Here is a 15,329-nt window from a genome sequence, read left to right as displayed (position 1 = left end):
AGGCGAGGGATGAGCCAGTGCCATGCATCGCTGGTCTGCGTTGATTGAACGGCAGTACTCCTTGATCGACCAGCTCGTCCGTCATGCTGACGTATCTCCTTTCATCGCAGGGAGACTTGGTATCGGGTGTCGACCGGGGTTCGGACTACCGAGCGCGATCTCGGCGGATCCACTCACTATCGGTAACGCCAGATTTGCCGCAGCCGCAATACTTCGGTCGCCCAGTGGGCTTCAAGCTCCGAAGCCGGGATGCGTTCGCGGCCGAGGCTGAAGCGAACGTGGCGGTAGAGCCAATGCAGTGAAGCGTCCGTGCTGGTGATCAGTGTGGACAGCAAAGGTTCGTCGGCCGGTGTTTCCCGGTCCACGGCCACGAGCAACTCGCCTTGGTCATCGGGGTGCAGGTGAGGCAGGCCGCCGCCCATCCGCAGACGGAGATCTCTCCACGTCAAGAGTCTGCCGCCGCTACAGGCGGCGTCCGCGAGGATCTCGCGGACAGCGGCTGCGAGTTTGTCGATGGTCTCAATCGGGAGGCGATCAGCATGCCGTGGGTCGGCTGTGCCGTCCCTCTGCCGGGGGGACGCGTTCCGCGGTGCGGTTGTTTCCGCCGGCGCGGAACGCTCGTGCTCGACGGGCCTGTGGTCTTTCAACCGGCGTCGCCAGCGTTTCACTTCCCTGTCCTCCGCAGGGGGTAGCGGTTGGGCCAGTTGGCGGCGGAGCCTCACGATCTCGTCGAGTGTGTCAGCGAATTCATCCGCGGATCGGGTCTCACGGGTGCGGCCCAGCTCGGCGAGTAGCTGGCGAATCTTCCGAAGAGGCGGGTCCACTTGTTTCTTCGGGTCCCGCTCATGGCACCACGCCTTCACTTCACGCATGAAGGGCGTGTACTTCTCCCGGCCGGTCGGTGACAGTCGTCGTGCGTAGACCGGGCCCGCCAGGCGTCGGGCCGTCTCTACTGCCGCCAGATCTCCGGCTTCCTGGGCGGCGCCGATCTCCTGGACGAGCCACTCGAATTCGGCCCGTGCCTCGGCAAAAGCGGCGAGCTGTGTCGCTTCCGTCGAGTCTTCGGCGGGCACCGCGTCGTGAGCCTGCTCGGATTCACGGGTGCTGATCCACTCCCGCATGTCAGCACGCAGACGGTGGAGACGCTCTCGCACCTCTCCCGTGAGCTCGTGGTCGCTGATCCTCTCCGCCTCTTGCCGAAGCTTTACTGCCTCTGCCAGATCGCTGGCAATCCTCGCTGTCACGAAGAGCTCCGAGATGCGGGCGACACTCCGCGCCGCCTCGATCCGCCGATCGTGCTCTCCTTGGCCGACCGCCGTGGAGTCGTTCGGTCCTCCGCCACGGGCCTTGAAATGCTGCTGTATCGAATTCCTGCTGTCGGCAGGTCGGCTGGCTGGCTCCAGGGGCGTGATCGGGCGGCCGATCAGGCGGTCGAGTTCATTCAGGACGGGGTCACTGGCCTTCAGCCAGGAACGGAGAGTGCGGCTCTCACGACGGGCGTCGCGATACTGCCAGGCGTGCGCCTCGCCTTGTGCGATGGCTTGCGCCAAGCGAGTGGCGCGACGGCCGCTTGATCGGAGGAGCACAGCTCCCGCTTCTCGCAGCCTCGCCCGTATGACCACCAACTGTCGGGATGCCTCGACAGAGTCGGAGTGCCGGGTTGCCTCCTTTGTGTCGGTAACTGCCTCGGTGGGTGATGCCGCGGAAGGCGTCGGTACGGGCGCTGGCTTGTGGCCATACGCCTCATGCGCTTTCCTGATCGCGGCCTCACCCCACCGGCGCAGAGCAGTCTCCGAGGCCGGAGCAGCGGCTCCGAGCAACCGCAGGACGGTGCCCAGGTAAGGAAGAGGGCGCCCGGAGCTGGCGACGATCAGGACGCACAGCAGCGGCCGGTCGGGGCTCAGTGGCTTGTCCACCGCGACCAGCAGGTCTCGACGTTTGGGGTCCGGCAGGTGAGCGAGGTCGAGCCCAGTTCGGCGGGCGAGCTCGTGCCATGTGGTCGTGGTGCCTTCTCGAGCCACTCGTTCCAGTGCCTGTCGGAGCACGGTCGCCACCCTGCTGCGTATGGGCTCAGCAGGCGTGGTCTCGGTGCGAACAGGTGATGAGCGAGGTGCTGTGTCGAGTTGCTCGTCAAGGGCCACGCTGGGGCGCCACAGGCCGGTGCGTTCTGCGTCCAGACCGTTGAGCTGCACAAGACTGTCTGCACGGACCGCCCACGATGAGCCGTTTCCTTCATCAGGGTCCGTAATCAGCAGCCGCACCGCGCCCGACAACTGGTAAACGTACTGTTCTGTGGGAACCGGGATCTTTTCGGGCAGCGACAGGTGGGCCCGGATGATGCGGCTCCCCGCCGGCTTGACGAAGCCCGACACCAGATGCCGGCCGGGCACGGCGAACGGCGACGTTGCCGGGGGCGCGGTTTCCGTGTCCACCGCGAAAACGATCTCGGTGCCGCGCAACGGCAGGCTGCCCGGGAGCGGGTCCATGCGCATGCCGCCCTCGCGGATGATTCCCTCGGCACGCAGTTCCTCAAGGGCAGGTGTCACGAGGCCGCTGTTGGTCATCCGGCACTGCTCAAGAGGCGCCCACGCGACAGTACGGTTCTCGGTCGCGGTGCCGATGAGAACGCGACGGTCATTACCCTTCGTCTCGCACCGCACACGCAGGGCGTAACCCTGGCGGGCCACCATGTCGCGAGTGATCACACCGTCGGGCCCGAAGACCCACTCAATATGACCTTCCTTGGCCCCCAGACTGTCCGCGGCCTTGCGCCAGCTCCGGTAGTCCTCCGGATGCAGTTCGAACCGAAGGTGCTGTTCCGTGGCGCGTAGCCAGAAGTCCACTGCGTCGCCCGGGCCGTGCCCGAGGCTGCGCAACTCGGCCTGAGCCGCGTGCCCCTGGTTCGCCAGCCACCGGGTCACATGCACCTTGATGAACAGGTGATCGGCGCTGTCCACGCCGTTGGCGGTGCGGTGGCATACCGCGCGGTCTCCGCGGCGGTCCGGGTAGTGGGAGAAGTGACAGACCTTGGTCTCGTACCGCTTGGTCATCAGCTTTTCCCCGCAGCCGCCGAGGAGCGTGCCGCACCAGAAACGGTCAGTGCCGAACTGACGACGGAACTCGTCCAGGTTGTGCGGTTCCTCGGGGAGGATGACGGGCTGGTCCGAGTCCCGTCCCCCGATGACTGCGGTCTGGACGAGACGGGTGTCGATCTGCGGCACCTTCAATCCTCCGAAGCAGACGTACGACAACATGCGGGCAAGGCAAGTGAATTGAGGATGGACCCCTCCATGCGATCGCACAACATGTGAAGTGCGACTTGGAGGGCCCAACGGATCGGACGGGTTCTGCTGCCGGCGTCCAACACTTTGGTGTATTCGAGGCCTTGACCTTCCGAGGCCAGCGTTTCCCGCCAGGCGGTCGAGACCGTTGCTGTCCGAGAGACCCGCTTCGCCCGTTGTGCTGAACCGTCTAACCTGCGGAACATGATTCGTGCGGTGGTGTTCGATGTCGGTGAGTGCCTCGTTGACGAGACCCGGGAGTACGGGACGTGGGCGGACTGGCTGGGGGTGCCGCGGCACACCTTCGCGGCCATGTTCGGCGCCGTCATCGCGCAGGGGCGCGACTACCGGGAGACCTTCCAGGAGTTCCGGCCCGGGTTCGACCTGACCGAAGAGCGGGAGAAGCGCGCGGCTGCCGGGCAACCGGAGTGGTTCGGCGAGGGGGACCTGTACCCGGACGTTCGACCGACGCTGGCCGCGCTGCGCGAGGCGGGGCTGTGGGTGGGTATCGCCGGGAACCAGACCGTCCGGGCTGGCGGCTTGCTGCGGGGGCTGGACCTTCCGTCCGACATGATCGCCACCAGTGACGATTGGGGGGGCGTCGAAGCCGGACGTGAGGTTCTTCGAGCACGTCATCGAGGCGGCGCCTGCCGAGCCGGGGGAAATCCTGTACGTCGGTGACCGGCTCGACAACGACATCCGCCCGGCCGTGCAGGCCGGTCTTCTGACCGCCCTGATCCGGCGTGGGCCCTGGGGCACGATCCAGCAGCGTGACCCGGACGCGGACGCGATCACGACGATGCGCATCGACTCACTCGCGGAGCTGCCGGAGAAGATCGTCAAGTTCAACGCTGAAGGGCGCTGACCGTCGTACCCCAGTCGTAGAGACGATCATCGAGGTCCCGCACGCACTGCTCGTTCTGCCACGGAGCGAGCGTGCGGCGGACCTCGCGGACGCGTTCCATGCCGGTGGCGTACCAGGTGATCATCAGTTGATCGAGGGCCTGGATGGCGTAGCGGCACACTTCCTCCGGCCTTCCATCGCGGCTTCGACCGCGGCTAGGTCGCCGAGGACGACAGTGCGCTGCTTGCCCGACTCGGGTGGCAGGCAGTCAGCTGGACGGTACTGCGGTCTTGCGGCGTGTACCTCGACCAGTTACACCAGTGACCTTCGCACCGCGTCGGCCAACGAGGTCGCACGCACATCATCGGGCCCCCCGATGATGTGGTTCATCACGTAGCCAAAGGCGATGCCGTGCTCCGGGTCGGCGAAGCCGAGTGAGCCGCCTCGGCCCGTGTGGCCGAAGGCGTTCGGGCCGGTCATGGGGTTGGCCTTGGTGGGCAGCATGTAGCCGGTGCTGAATCGGCTTGGGATCAGCATCACCTGATCTTTCCCGCCGACCTGCTCTCTGGTCGCTGACGCCAGGGTTTCCGGGGTGAGCAGGCGAACGCCGTCCACCTCGCCGATCAGCGCGGCGTACATGCGCCCAAGTGCGCGCGCGGTGCCGATGCCATTGGAGGCCGGGAGTTCCACGGCCTGCACCTCCGGTGAGTCGAAGTCGATCTCGGCGGGGTCGGTGACCGCGTACGCCCTGTTGCTGAATGAGTTCGGGTCGCGCCAGGCGGCGACCTGTTCGCGGAGTTCCTCCGGAAGCGACTCGGCGGGCATGGTGGTGAGGTCGACATCCGGCCGCCGGTACACCATGCGGCTGACCCGGTCGCGCTCGCTTGCCGGCAAGCCGATGAAGAAGTCCAGCCCGAGGGAGGCCGCGATCTCGGCGGCGAAGAAGCGGCCCGGTGTGCGGCCGGACACGCGGCGGATCACTTCGCCGATCAGCCAGCCCCAGGTCCGTCCGTGGTACCCGTGCGCCGTGCCCGGAGCCCAAAGAGGGCGCTGGACGGCCAGTGCGGCCGCCATCGGATGCCAGGCCAACGCCTCCTTCAGCGGCACTGGTTGATCCAGCGCGACCAAGCCGGCTTGGTGGGACAGGAGCCAGCGCACCGGGATGTCCGCCTTGCCGTTCGCGGCGAACTCCGGCCAGTACTTCGCCACCGGCGCGTCCAGGTCCAGTGCGCCGCGTTGGGCCAGCATGTGCGCCGCGGTTGCGGTCGCTCCCTTGGTCGCCGAGTAGACCAGTTGCAGCGTGTCCCGTGTCCACGGACGACCGGTTTCGGGGTCGGCGACGCCGCCCCACAGGTCCACCACCGGCTGGCCGTACTGGTACACGCATACCGCCGCACCGATGTCCCCATGTTGGGCGAAGTTCGCCGCGAATGCCTCACGCACCGGTTCGAACCCGGGTGCCACCTCACCGCCGATCGTCGTCATGCCATTCATCCTGGCAGTTCGGCCGCTCTCCCCGGCGAGGCGGGCTCGTCCTCGGCGTCCAAGGCGGTGCCTGTCAGACGGCAACGGGCAGTTCCTGTAGGCGCTCGCGGAACTCGCGGACAGAAGGGGCGGACTTGTGCGGTTCGAGCCGCGCAGAGAACTCCTTCAGGCGGTCCAGAGCCCGTACGGAGCTGACACTGTCCTCCAGGAGTCCGGCGCCGTAGTTCGCGGCGTCCAGCGCTCCCTCCAGGTCACCGCCGACGAGCCGTGCCTCAGCCAGGCGGCTAGACCGTACGGCCTTGTCCCGGGGAGCCGCGCTTTCCACGGAGGTCTGCAGGGAACTCGTCGCGCGCTCCACCTGCCCGGAGCGCAACAGGACCTTGCCCTCGGTCGACCTCAACTGCGCCTCGCCGAACCAGTCGAGCCAGTCCGGGTTCTCCTCCGCCGCATCACGCTCCCAGAGGGAAGTGGCGCGGTTCAGTGCCGTTCCGGCCTTGCGGTGGTAGCCGTCGCGTGACAGCGCCTCGGCCTTGTGCAGGTAGAGGAAGGACTGGGTGCAGGACGACAGCGAACGGGGAGCGTTGTCGATGGCGGTCGAGATGAGGTCGACCCGCTCGGCGGTGCGTCCGGCCTCGGAGACGTGCACTCCCATCTCCGCGAGGATGAAGGCGCCGAAGGCGTCGTCCCCGGCGGTACGGGCGCTGCGCAGGGCGCCGACGTAGTAGCGCTGGCCGGCGGATCGCAGGCCGGCGTCGTAGGCCATCCAGCCGGTCAGGTGCGACACTCGGGCCGCCAGCGCGTACAGGCGGAGGCGGACCCTGTCGGTGTACCGCCCACCGCTGAGGAGACCGGTGACCAGAGCGAGATCACCGCGTGCCTGCTCCAGAAGCCGGGCGCCTCCGAGCTGGTCGTCGAGCGTGCGGAGGGTGCAGATACGCTGCTCGATCGTCGAGACCATCGTGTCCGTGACCCGGTCACCGTTGAGCGCCGAGGCGAAGGCGGAGGGTGCGTCCACCCAGCTCGCCGCGAGCCCCGTCAAGGCGGCGCCGGTGATGGTGAGAAAGCCCCGGCGGTCCATGCGGCCACTCCCCACCAGATCGGACAGTGCCTCGACCGTACCGGCCTCGGTCCACGGAGCGGTGAGCCCCGTCACCTCCCAGACCGGGAGCCACCGGGGCCATCCTTCCGCGCGCACCTGTTCGTCCGGGACGCGCAGCAGGTCGGCGAGGACACGCTGGGCATCCGCATCCGGCTCCTGTCCCTGCTCCCACTTCCATACGGTCGTCCGGTTGGTCGCCAGGGGGGTCCCGAGCGACCTCCCGTGCTTCTGCATGAGCCGGGCGAATTCGGCCTTCCCCCACCCGCGCGTCTGGAGGACGAAGCTCAGCGGATGAACTGCTAACGGCTCACCAGGCACGTCATCACTCCCGTCATCCCCCCACGGCGTAGTTGGAAGGTTACTTCTCGTGTCCGTGTCTGGGGAGGGCGCCCCAGGAGAAACCCCCTAGAAACGTTCCGACGTGCGTGCTGGCGCCGTTGACTGAGTATCAGCCGTCCATGGAGCACGCCCAGGGTGCTCGCTCTCGTAACGGCTCCTCAGATCGGCGGCTCCATTCCCGTGTCCCTGTCAGGGATGGAGCCGCTCTCCAGCTCTTCGGAGGCGTCCGCCATGCCCACGCTCGTCCATCGGTTCGTCCTCGCGGGTACGGAAAGGGAAGTGCCCCTCGCCCGGCGCGTAGTCGTCGACAAAGTGCGCACGTGGGGTGTGCCGATGGATGAGGAGGCAGCTGACGCCGTTCGCCTCGTCGCCTCCGAGCTCATCACCAACGCCGTAGTCCATGGGGCGGGGCCGGTCACCGTCACGTTGTACCACCGGCCCGGTCGCTTGGTGATCGACGTCCTTGACGGCAACCCATCCGCCCCGCAGATGGGTTGTGCTCAGGCCGACGACGAGAGCGGGCGCGGCCTGGTGCTGGTCGGCCTTCTCGCGGCGCGGTGTACCTGGGAGCCCTCCGACCATGGGAAGCGCGTATGGGCGGAGATCGTGCTTCCTACGGCGGCGCCTGCCATCCGAGCTGCCGTTCTGCGCAAGTTATTCGCGTTGCGGCCGAAGCGTGGAGTCGTAGCCGAGTCCAAGTCGCTCGTTCTGGCAGTCGCGTGATGGGACGGCACGCAGTACGAGCGGCTCCGCCTTCTGGTCCTGATGTGGTGTTCCGGCCCACCCGCCGCGACATCGACCCCGTCACAGGGGAGCCCACTGCTTACGCCCTGTGGGACCGCCATGAATGGCACTCGCGTGGTGAGTGCTGGCTGTGGTGCGGACGTGACGACGTCGAGGTGACGTGGATCGGTCCCGTCCGGTCGAGCGGTATGCACGCGGCCCTCTACGCCTGCCGCGCGTGTCTGTACGAACTGGACCAGCGCGTCCTGGAGGTCAGCATGCGCCAGGACGCGGACGTCCTGCCGATGACCAGCCGGGCTGCCCGGCCGCCGGTGTAGCGCTGCGGCTCATCGCGTCACCCAATGACCGCCGCCCCACGGAAATCCACTTCTCCCACGGCCGTGGGGCGGCCACTACCTCCCGCCGGAGCCCTGGCGGGAGAACCGAAGAGGAAGGAGTACGAGGTGGCAGAGCGCACGACACCGCCTCCGGCCCGGAGCGGCCTCCTGATGGCGGTGGAAGAGCTGACCGCCGTCCACGACCGGTACGACAGCCTCCGGTCCGACAACGCCGGAAGTTCCGGCGACGCGCCGTGGCCGGGCGGCGACGGCAACCTGCACGACAGCGAGTAGGCACCAAGCGGTGGGGCCGGCACGACTGGCCGTGCCGGCCCCACCGTGCCCGCATCACGTGGTCGAACCCATGGAGGACGCAGCGATGGAACATCGATTGATCAGCGCTATCGAGACAGCGCTCGGGTGGAGCGGAGCGGAGGAGCTGGGCAAGAGCTTCGTACGGGGGAGCATGGACGACCCCGCACTCGTCTCCCGCCTTCTGACTCCGAACCGCCTGCTCGACATCGCGATGCGCAGGAGCCTCAACCGCCCGCAGTTCCGGTGCTTCCAGAAGGGCGAGGAGGTGCACCCGGCCGTCTACTACACCGACAGCGTCAGCCCCCGGGGCCAGAGCATCCCCATGGTCAACATGCGCAGCCTCGGAAGGCTCCTGCGGGAAGGTGCGACGCTCATCCTCGACCAGGCCAACGTCTTCGATCCGACGATGGAGGTCGCGTGCCGGGCGCTGCAGTGGTGGTCCCATGAGCGCGTGCAGGTCAACGCGTACCTGACGACGAACGACGCCGACGGCTTCCCCCTGCACTGGGACGACCACGATGTCGTGATCGTGCAGCTCGCGGGCGAGAAGGAGTGGGAGGTGCGCTCGACCTCGCGCAAGGTCCCCATGTACCGGGACTCGGACCCCAACAACACCCCGAGTGACGAGAGCATCTGGTCCGGCCTCCTGAAGGCCGGCGACGTCATGCACATCCCCCGAGGGCACTGGCATCAGGCGACCCGGACCGGCAGCGGCTCGGGAAAGAGCCTTCACGTCACGTTCGGCATCACCAAACGCACGGGAGCGAGCTGGCTCGCCTGGCTGGCCGACTGGTGCCGCGAAAACGAGATCTTCCGGCACGACCTGGACCGCTGGCATGAGCCCGACAGCGAGGCTCTGACCAAGGCCGCCGCAATGCTGGTCGGCGAACGGTCTCCAGCCGACTTCCTGGCCGCGCACGAGCAGGAGACGGCGCTGCCGCGCCACGTGCCGTTCCTCGACGTCCTCGGGCCGCTCGACGGCGTGGTGTGCACCACCCACTTCCCTCCCCGGGTCTTGGAGAACGGGGCGACCGTCGACGTGGTGGCCGCAGGGAAGAAGCTCACCCTCACGGCCAAGGCCCTGCCCGCACTGCGGACGCTGCTGAGCGGCAGGCCGGTCCCGCTGGAGCGGGCCGCGGCCGTCGTCGGGGCCGAGGTAACGGAGCTGGCCGAGATCCTGGTGAAGGAGGAGCTGTGCGCGGTGCTGACACCCGAGTTGTCCTCGGGCTACACCGGTCTCGTCACGAACGCCGTCTCCTGACCGGAGCGCTTGATCTCGGTGTCACCGCACTCGACACCAGCACCAACTACCTCGGCTTCCGCTCGCATCGGATCCTGGCGCGGACAGCCGGTGATCTGCTGCCGAAGTTCACGGTCTCCACGAAGGTCGGATACTTCCCGGGGCGGAACGGCGGGGAGCACTGCCTGGATCCCGTACGGCTGCACGCGGCTGTGGAACAGGCGGCCGAGGAGCTCGGGCGGGAGCCCGACCTGCTGTTCCTGCACAACCCAGAACACTCGCTCCGTGAGGGCGCCCCGCATGGCCGGGACGTGCTGGCGCAGGCGTGCACCGCCCTCGACGACGCTGCGGCGAAAGGGCTGTGCGCCGCCTGGGGCGTCGCGTCCTGGGACCCGTCACCGCTGCTGAACCTGATCGACCCGACCGCACCGAGGCCGTCGGTCCTCATGGTCCGCGCCGGCCTGCTGGTCGGAGTCAGAACGCTCGATGCCGCGGACGCCCTCATCAAAGCATGGGACCTGGGCGACGGTGCGGTGTGGGGGATGAGCCCCTTCGGAGGCAGCACCAGCGCCCCGGTGTGGGCCAGGATCGACCCACGCGTCTTCCTACGGGACAGCAGTCGGCTCTCCCGCGTGCAGGCAGCCTTTCGGGCGGCCTATCACCTCCCGCGGGTTGGCGCCGTTGCGGTGGGCGCCGACGAACCCGCTCATCTGGGTGAGCTCGTCGACGCCCTGACCGGCGAGGTCGAGGAGCGGATCATCCAGGAGTACCGGAGACTCCTTCGTGACCGCTCGCAGGGTCAGCCCGCCTGAAGCTCCTCGATGACCTGCTCGGCCATGCGTCGCGCGGGTTCCAACCGAGGGTCCTCCGGATGCGCGTACGGTCCGAGGATCTTCGAGCAGACGAACAACGTCATCAGCTTGCCGTCCCGGCTCTCGAAGTCGCGCCGGCGCTCCTGCCGTACGCGATCGGCCAGAGCGGGGACGGCAAGCGAACTCACCCAAAGTGATGCGGAGTCCAGCCCCTGCGGTGCGTTTCCCCAGTCCTCCCAGTCGAAGAGGTTGAACACCGGAGCAGTCAGGTTGGCCCAGTTCAGGTCCGCATGGGCCGGCACCCATTGCTGGACGGTCGTATCGAAGTCGCCGGGGAAGACACCGCGAATGGACTCGGTGACCAGTTCCTGGGTGATGGTGTCGGTGTCCGGTGTGGCGGTCCGCCTCGTCCTATGAGCCGCCAGCGCGTCCAGCGAGGCGTTCAACGCCTCCCACCACTCATCCGGCAGTTCCGGGGCTTCGCTCAAGACGGCGCTTCCGACGGGAGCGGCCGGCAGGAGGCTGGTTTCGTCGGCCCGCCACATCACCGGTCCATCCGCGTCCCGCCAGACCACACATCCCTGCCATGTCGGCTGGGCGACGCCTTCCAGACGGGCGGCACACTCGGTGCCGTTCCACCCTTGATCGGCGATCTTGTCGGGCGAGCGCCGCTCGACCCGGACCCAGGTATCGCGGTCTGTCCGGGCTCCCACAGACCGGCGTTTGCGCACCACCGTATCCGGGAGCAGGCGCACCTGGAGAGACCGCGCGACGCGATCAAGAACCTCGTCAACCGGCTGCACCCGTAGGTCAACAGCCTGACCCGTGGAGACCGAGAGCGTCATGCACGCGACCGTAGCAGCGGGGCGGCGGGAGACAGTCCGACACGAGGAACCGGCGGCAACCGTCAGCTACATCCATCCAGCACCTCACAGGACGGTGGCCCACATGAGCCTGTTCACCGGAACCACCAGGTAATACCGCCAGTTCCGCCCCGGCATCCCCGAAGACGTCGTCACGGTCATCGACCAGGCCGTCCCTGTAGTCCGGGTTGTGCGGTGGGTGGACCGGAGACCGGCCTTGTTCGAGTGAGGGGTCGACGTGACCGTAGGGCACCGGTAGCCGACTGGAGGGGACCAGCTTGTGTTCGTCTTTCCCGCGGGGCCGTTCCTTGCGGTGAACGGCCCCGCGGTTGCTGGTGATTACCTGCGGTGTCGGCGGTGCTGGTCGACGGCGATGGAGACGGGTCCGAGCGGGGCAGCGTAGGGCAGTGAGTCCGTGGCCCGGGTGCTGTGCTGGGAGATCACCGTCACGTTGGCGGGCAGGTCGGCCATGCGTCGCAGACGCCAGACGAGGACGTCGCTGACGGACTCGGCGGTGTGCAGTTCACGTTGGGCGACGGCTTTGTGCAGCAGCGCTTGTGGGTCATGGCCGGCCTGGTAGGCGTGCGTGATGGTGGCTGCCAGGGCGGACCAGCCCGGTTCGCCGAGCACCCGCTCGGCGATCTGTGGCGCGGTGGTGCGCAGAAGGGCGGCGGACCAGTCGCGTACGGGCTGGGCCAGGCGCAGGCCCTGGGCTCGCAGGCGGGCCATCGATTCCTCGCTGGCCGCGGCGTACGCGGCCTGGAGGTGGGTGGCGGCCTGCCGTGCGGCTGCGGCTTGCTGGGCGTGCTGGCGCTGGGCGTGCCAGTGTGCGGCGGCGAGGGCGAGGAAGAAGAGTGTGTCGATCACCATGGCGGTGGTGGCGCCGTCCTCGCCCCGGCCGAGTGCCGGGCCGCTACGGACCAGGTCTCGGGCTGCGCGTCGTAGCTGCTGACTGTGGCAGAACTCTGCTCGGGTGTGGGAGCGGGAGGCCCGTTCGAACGCCCAGGCCGCTTCGCGTAGCTGCTGGCGGGTGTGGAGGGCGGAGGTCTTGGCGAGGGCGTCGAGGACCTCGCCGGTGGCGGCGATCTGCGCTGCCGCGGCGCCGTCGTCGCCGTGGTCGATGACGAGCAGGGCCGCCCATGCCGCGTGTGTGGTGGTGCGCCGTGCGGCGGACGGCGCTGGCTGCTGTGCGGCCCCATGGTCCTGGCGGCCGGTGCTGCCCGGCGCCGACGCGACGGCAGCTGTGTTGAAGCGGTCCCGGATGCGGGGCAGGGACAGGTCGGGGGCGAGCGTCGAGCCTGCGTAGAAGACCGGTTCGCCGTCCTTGTTGCGATCGCCGGGCAGGGCGACGGTGTAACCGCGCAGGTCACCGGAGGGCAGCACGCTGGTGCGGACCAGAAGCCCGGCGGCCTTGAGCCGGTCGAAGAACTCGGTCTCGGTGGCGGCGCCGGCCGCCGCGCGGCGGACGGTTTCGCGCAGCTCCTCCCGCACGGTGCGTTCCCTGCCCTGGCGCTCGGCCTTGTGGCGTTCGGCGCTGGTGGGGCGCTTGGCGGCGGTGCCGTCACCAGGGGCGACGCGGTGCAGGCCGTACTCGGTTTCGATGAGGCGGGCCTCGGCCTGGGCGCGTTTGCCGGAGCGGTGGTGGTCGGGGCGGCGGCCGTCTTCGCGGATGAGGGTGGCGATGATGTGGATGTGGTCGGTGGCGTGGCGGACGGCGGCCCAGCGGCAGCCGGCGCCGTCGCCGGGGTCGATGCCGGTGGCGGCGACCATGCGGCAGGCGATCTTGGCCCACTGCTCGTCGTACAGGATCGGGTCGCCGGGGGCGGCGCGCACGGAGCAGTGCCAGACGTGCTTGTCCGGGCGCTGCCCGGAGCCGAGGAGGGCCAGGGGCTGGTCGAGGAGGTGCTGGAGGTCCTTCTTCGTCACCGAGGGGTCGCGGCCGGGGTCGGGGGCTATGTCGTCGAAGGAGGCGACCAGGTGGGGGTCGACGTGTTCCTCGTGGGTGCCCCTGCCGTACAGGTAGTGCAGGAGGCCGAGAGTGTTGCTGCCCTGCTGGTGGATCCGGGGGATCAAGCCGCCTGGTCCTCCCGCCGGTTGGTGATCCTGTCGGCCGCCCGCTGGACGGCCTGCGCGGCGCGTCGCAGACCGTCGAGAGCAGCGGCGAAGTGCGGTGCGTCAGCACCGGAGTTGAGGGCCTTGGCGATCTGGTTGACGTTGCTGCCGGCCCAGCCGAGCTGACGGCGCACGCCGAACAGCGCGGTCAGGACATCCCGCTCGGTGGCGATGGCGGCCGCGGTGCGGGACTGGTCGCGGGCGGCGGCCAGGGCGGAGTAGGCCAAAAACCCGGCCACGCTCATGCCGACGTGCTCGGCACCGGATCGGATGATGGCGAGCTCGTGGTCGTTGAGGCGGACGCTGTGGGCGGGACGCTGCTTCTTGTCGCGCGGACGCGACTTGCCCTTCCCGGCCCTGGCCGTGCGGCCGGCCCTGCCCGGCTGCGGTCCGCCCTCGGTCGCAGCCTTCCCGTCCGGCGCCCCCTGGTGCCGGACGGGCCCCGCCACCCCCGGGGCGGGGTCGGGTTCGAGCGCACCCCCCGCGGGGGAGTGTCCGGACCTCCAACTTGCTCCGCCTGGGGCAGGGGTGGTCGGCAGGAGATCCTCGTGGGTGGTGGGGTCGTGGTGGTGCGGGGTGTGCATTGTTCCTCCGTGTCGGGGCGTGGTTGGGAGCGCTGAAGCTGTGGGGATCAGCGGGGTTGATCGCTGGCTGCGGCCTTGAGTTGGGCCTTGAACTCGCGGACGATCCGTCCGACGTCGTCGCTGGAGACGGTGTGGCCGGCGGCGCGCAGGGCGTCCTCGACCCGGTCGCGTCCGACGCTGCCGGTCTCCTCGTACATGCGGTGGGTGAAGCTGAGGATGACCTCGTCGGAGGCGCGAGATTTACGGGCCTCGTGTTTCTTCGGGGCAGCCGGTTTTCGCTTGGGCCTGCCCGGAGCGCTGCCCGAGGTGTTGCCCGTGAGTGGCGGGCAGTCGTCGGTTGCTGCCCGTGTGGGCAGTCCTGGCGCAAGGCGGGCAGCTGGGGGCACCTCGTCGTCGCCCGGGTCTGATGAATGCGGGCGGGCAGCGTCCTCTGTCCGTGGCGCTGGTTCCGGGCGGGCGGTGCCCAGACTGTTGTGCCCGGATCCACGGGCGGTGTACGAGGCCGGGGCGTGCCAGCGCGGCGGCAGCGTGACAGACGCGAGGTCGAGGGCCTGCTTGCGGGTGGCGAGCTTGCGCAGCAGCAGTTCGTCCTGGAGCGGATCACCGTCGACGTCGGCCTGTTCCAGGGCCTGGTGCAGGCGCTCTGCCAGGCGTCGTCCCCGTCGTCTGCCGCGCTGCCGGTCGGTCATCGCCTCGGCGCGGAGGATCAGGGCGACGGATTCACTCAGCGCGCGCTCGCGGATGAGCCGGGCGGCATCCGCGTCCTGGTCGGCGATGCCCAGTCGGGCCAGCAGGCGTTCGCGTGCCTGGCGGACGAGGACGGCGGCCAGGCTGCGTGAGGCGGCGTCGGGGGTGCGGTGGCGCAGCTCGATGCCCATGGCCAGGTGCCACAGCATCGCGGCCATGACCGGGCCGACGAAGGCTCGCACCGTGCCGCCGACCAGCCCTGACTCGGCGTAGGCGGGCAGGATCTGGACGGCGGTGATGACCCAGGTGAGGGTGCCGGGCAGGCCGGGTGCCTGCTTCGGACCGTTCAGGTTCTGGCGCGCCATCAGCGCGGTGGCGAACAGGGCCAGCTCGGCGACGGCGAACATCGCGACGCGCTCGGCGGTGCTGCCCATGTCGAGGTAGTCGGCGGCGAACCGCCAGCTGGTGTCCGCGCTGTAGGCGGTGCAACCGATCGCGGCCACGGCAGCGACGCGCACTGCGACGGTCCCGCGCCACCGGTTGGCGCCGGGCGGCTGCCGGCGCTGCTGGCGGATCATCCACCCGGTGAACAGGGCGAGTAGCACGA

At 68.9% G+C, this 15,329-nt stretch carries 12 protein-coding genes and 2 pseudogenes; 6 read left to right on the top strand and 8 right to left on the bottom strand.

Features of this window, described 5'->3' with window-relative positions; genetic code table 11:
• Positions 1 to 176 precede the first annotated feature (176 nt).
• Entirely contained in the window at positions 177 to 3,254 is a 3,078-nt protein-coding gene (locus PYS65_RS16550) for a hypothetical protein (RefSeq protein WP_279334719.1), read from the bottom strand.
• Positions 3,255 to 3,485: 231 nt separating this feature from the next.
• Here PYS65_RS16550 and PYS65_RS16545 point away from each other — a divergent pair.
• A pseudogene (locus PYS65_RS16545) lies at positions 3,486 to 4,146 on the top strand (HAD family hydrolase).
• Here the strand turns inward: PYS65_RS16545 and PYS65_RS16540 are convergent.
• The 3 genes and pseudogenes from PYS65_RS16540 to PYS65_RS16530 all read right to left on the bottom strand — a co-directional run.
• Positions 4,127 to 4,383, bottom strand: a pseudogene (locus PYS65_RS16540) (transcriptional regulator); the annotation flags it as partial. The pseudogenes PYS65_RS16545 and PYS65_RS16540 sit on opposite strands and share 20 nt — an antisense overlap.
• A 54-nt stretch (positions 4,384 to 4,437) precedes the next feature.
• Positions 4,438 to 5,610 (bottom strand): serine hydrolase domain-containing protein, encoded by a 1,173-nt coding sequence (locus PYS65_RS16535; protein ID WP_279334718.1) that lies wholly within the window; start codon positions 5,608 to 5,610, stop codon positions 4,438 to 4,440.
• A 73-nt stretch (positions 5,611 to 5,683) separates the two neighbouring features.
• Positions 5,684 to 7,027: an NsdA family TPR-like regulatory protein gene (locus tag PYS65_RS16530; protein ID WP_279334717.1), complete on the bottom strand. Its 1,344-nt coding sequence runs from the start codon at positions 7,025 to 7,027 to the stop codon at positions 5,684 to 5,686.
• A gap of 252 nt (positions 7,028 to 7,279) precedes the next feature.
• On the opposite strand from PYS65_RS16530, the gene PYS65_RS16525 reads away from it, so the two are divergent.
• The 5 genes from PYS65_RS16525 to PYS65_RS16505 all read left to right on the top strand — a co-directional run bounded on the left by PYS65_RS16525 (position 7,280) and on the right by PYS65_RS16505 (position 10,476).
• On the top strand, positions 7,280 to 7,771 hold the full coding sequence (locus tag PYS65_RS16525; RefSeq protein ID WP_279334716.1) for an ATP-binding protein: 492 nt from the start codon (positions 7,280 to 7,282) through the stop codon (positions 7,769 to 7,771).
• Positions 7,772 to 7,815: 44 nt separating this feature from the next.
• A complete protein-coding gene (locus PYS65_RS16520; protein WP_279334715.1) occupies positions 7,816 to 8,109 on the top strand; it encodes a hypothetical protein in 294 nt (97 codons plus the stop codon).
• Between the two features lie 126 nt (positions 8,110 to 8,235).
• Entirely contained in the window at positions 8,236 to 8,403 is a 168-nt protein-coding gene (locus PYS65_RS16515; protein ID WP_167532506.1) for a hypothetical protein, read from the top strand.
• An 85-nt stretch (positions 8,404 to 8,488) separates the two neighbouring features.
• Positions 8,489 to 9,685 carry a JmjC domain-containing protein gene (locus PYS65_RS16510; RefSeq protein ID WP_279334714.1) on the top strand — a complete coding sequence of 399 codons (1,197 nt, stop codon included), beginning with the start codon at positions 8,489 to 8,491 and terminating at the stop codon, positions 9,683 to 9,685.
• Positions 9,619 to 10,476: an aldo/keto reductase gene (locus PYS65_RS16505; RefSeq protein WP_279334713.1), complete on the top strand. Its 858-nt coding sequence runs from the start codon at positions 9,619 to 9,621 to the stop codon at positions 10,474 to 10,476. The genes PYS65_RS16510 and PYS65_RS16505 overlap by 67 nt, the downstream gene beginning before the upstream one ends.
• Here the strand turns inward: PYS65_RS16505 and PYS65_RS16500 are convergent.
• The 4 genes from PYS65_RS16500 to PYS65_RS16485 form a co-directional block, all read right to left on the bottom strand.
• The gene (locus PYS65_RS16500; RefSeq protein WP_279334712.1) at positions 10,464 to 11,321 is read right to left on the bottom strand and encodes a hypothetical protein; all 858 of its coding nucleotides are present in this window, start codon (positions 11,319 to 11,321) and stop codon (positions 10,464 to 10,466) included. The genes PYS65_RS16505 and PYS65_RS16500 overlap by 13 nt on opposite strands.
• Before the next feature lie 357 nt (positions 11,322 to 11,678).
• Positions 11,679 to 13,412 carry a relaxase/mobilization nuclease domain-containing protein gene (locus PYS65_RS16495; protein WP_279334711.1) on the bottom strand — a complete coding sequence of 578 codons (1,734 nt, stop codon included), beginning with the start codon at positions 13,410 to 13,412 and terminating at the stop codon, positions 11,679 to 11,681.
• Positions 13,409 to 14,035 carry a plasmid mobilization relaxosome protein MobC gene (locus PYS65_RS16490; RefSeq protein ID WP_279334710.1) on the bottom strand — a complete coding sequence of 209 codons (627 nt, stop codon included), beginning with the start codon at positions 14,033 to 14,035 and terminating at the stop codon, positions 13,409 to 13,411. Before PYS65_RS16490 ends, PYS65_RS16495 begins: the two co-directional genes overlap by 4 nt.
• A gap of 47 nt (positions 14,036 to 14,082) precedes the next feature.
• Positions 14,083 to 15,300, bottom strand: a complete 1,218-nt coding sequence (locus tag PYS65_RS16485; protein ID WP_279337973.1) for a hypothetical protein — start codon at positions 15,298 to 15,300, stop codon at positions 14,083 to 14,085.
• Between the last annotated feature and the right edge of the window lie 29 nt (positions 15,301 to 15,329).

This window comes from Streptomyces cathayae (assembly GCF_029760955.1).
Classification (GTDB): Bacteria; Actinomycetota; Actinomycetes; order Streptomycetales; family Streptomycetaceae; genus Streptomyces; species Streptomyces cathayae.
Note: the sequence above shows the minus strand (reverse complement) of the source record. Positions and strands in the feature narration are given on the sequence as shown.

What these genes read in the sequence shown, in the direction of transcription:
- PYS65_RS16490 (WP_279334710.1), bottom strand. Translation starts at nt 14,035, where the DNA reads ATGCACACCCCGCACCACCACGACCCCACCACCCACGAGGATCTCCTG.
- PYS65_RS16500 (WP_279334712.1), bottom strand. Translation starts at nt 11,321, where the DNA reads ATGACGCTCTCGGTCTCCACGGGTCAGGCTGTTGACCTACGGGTGCAG.
- PYS65_RS16535 (WP_279334718.1), bottom strand. Translation starts at nt 5,610, where the DNA reads ATGACGACGATCGGCGGTGAGGTGGCACCCGGGTTCGAACCGGTGCGT.
- PYS65_RS16485 (WP_279337973.1), bottom strand. Translation starts at nt 15,300, where the DNA reads ATGATCCGCCAGCAGCGCCGGCAGCCGCCCGGCGCCAACCGGTGGCGC.
- PYS65_RS16550 (WP_279334719.1), bottom strand. Translation starts at nt 3,254, where the DNA reads ATGTTGTCGTACGTCTGCTTCGGAGGATTGAAGGTGCCGCAGATCGAC.
- PYS65_RS16525 (WP_279334716.1), top strand. Translation starts at nt 7,280, where the DNA reads ATGCCCACGCTCGTCCATCGGTTCGTCCTCGCGGGTACGGAAAGGGAA.
- PYS65_RS16510 (WP_279334714.1), top strand. Translation starts at nt 8,489, where the DNA reads ATGGAACATCGATTGATCAGCGCTATCGAGACAGCGCTCGGGTGGAGC.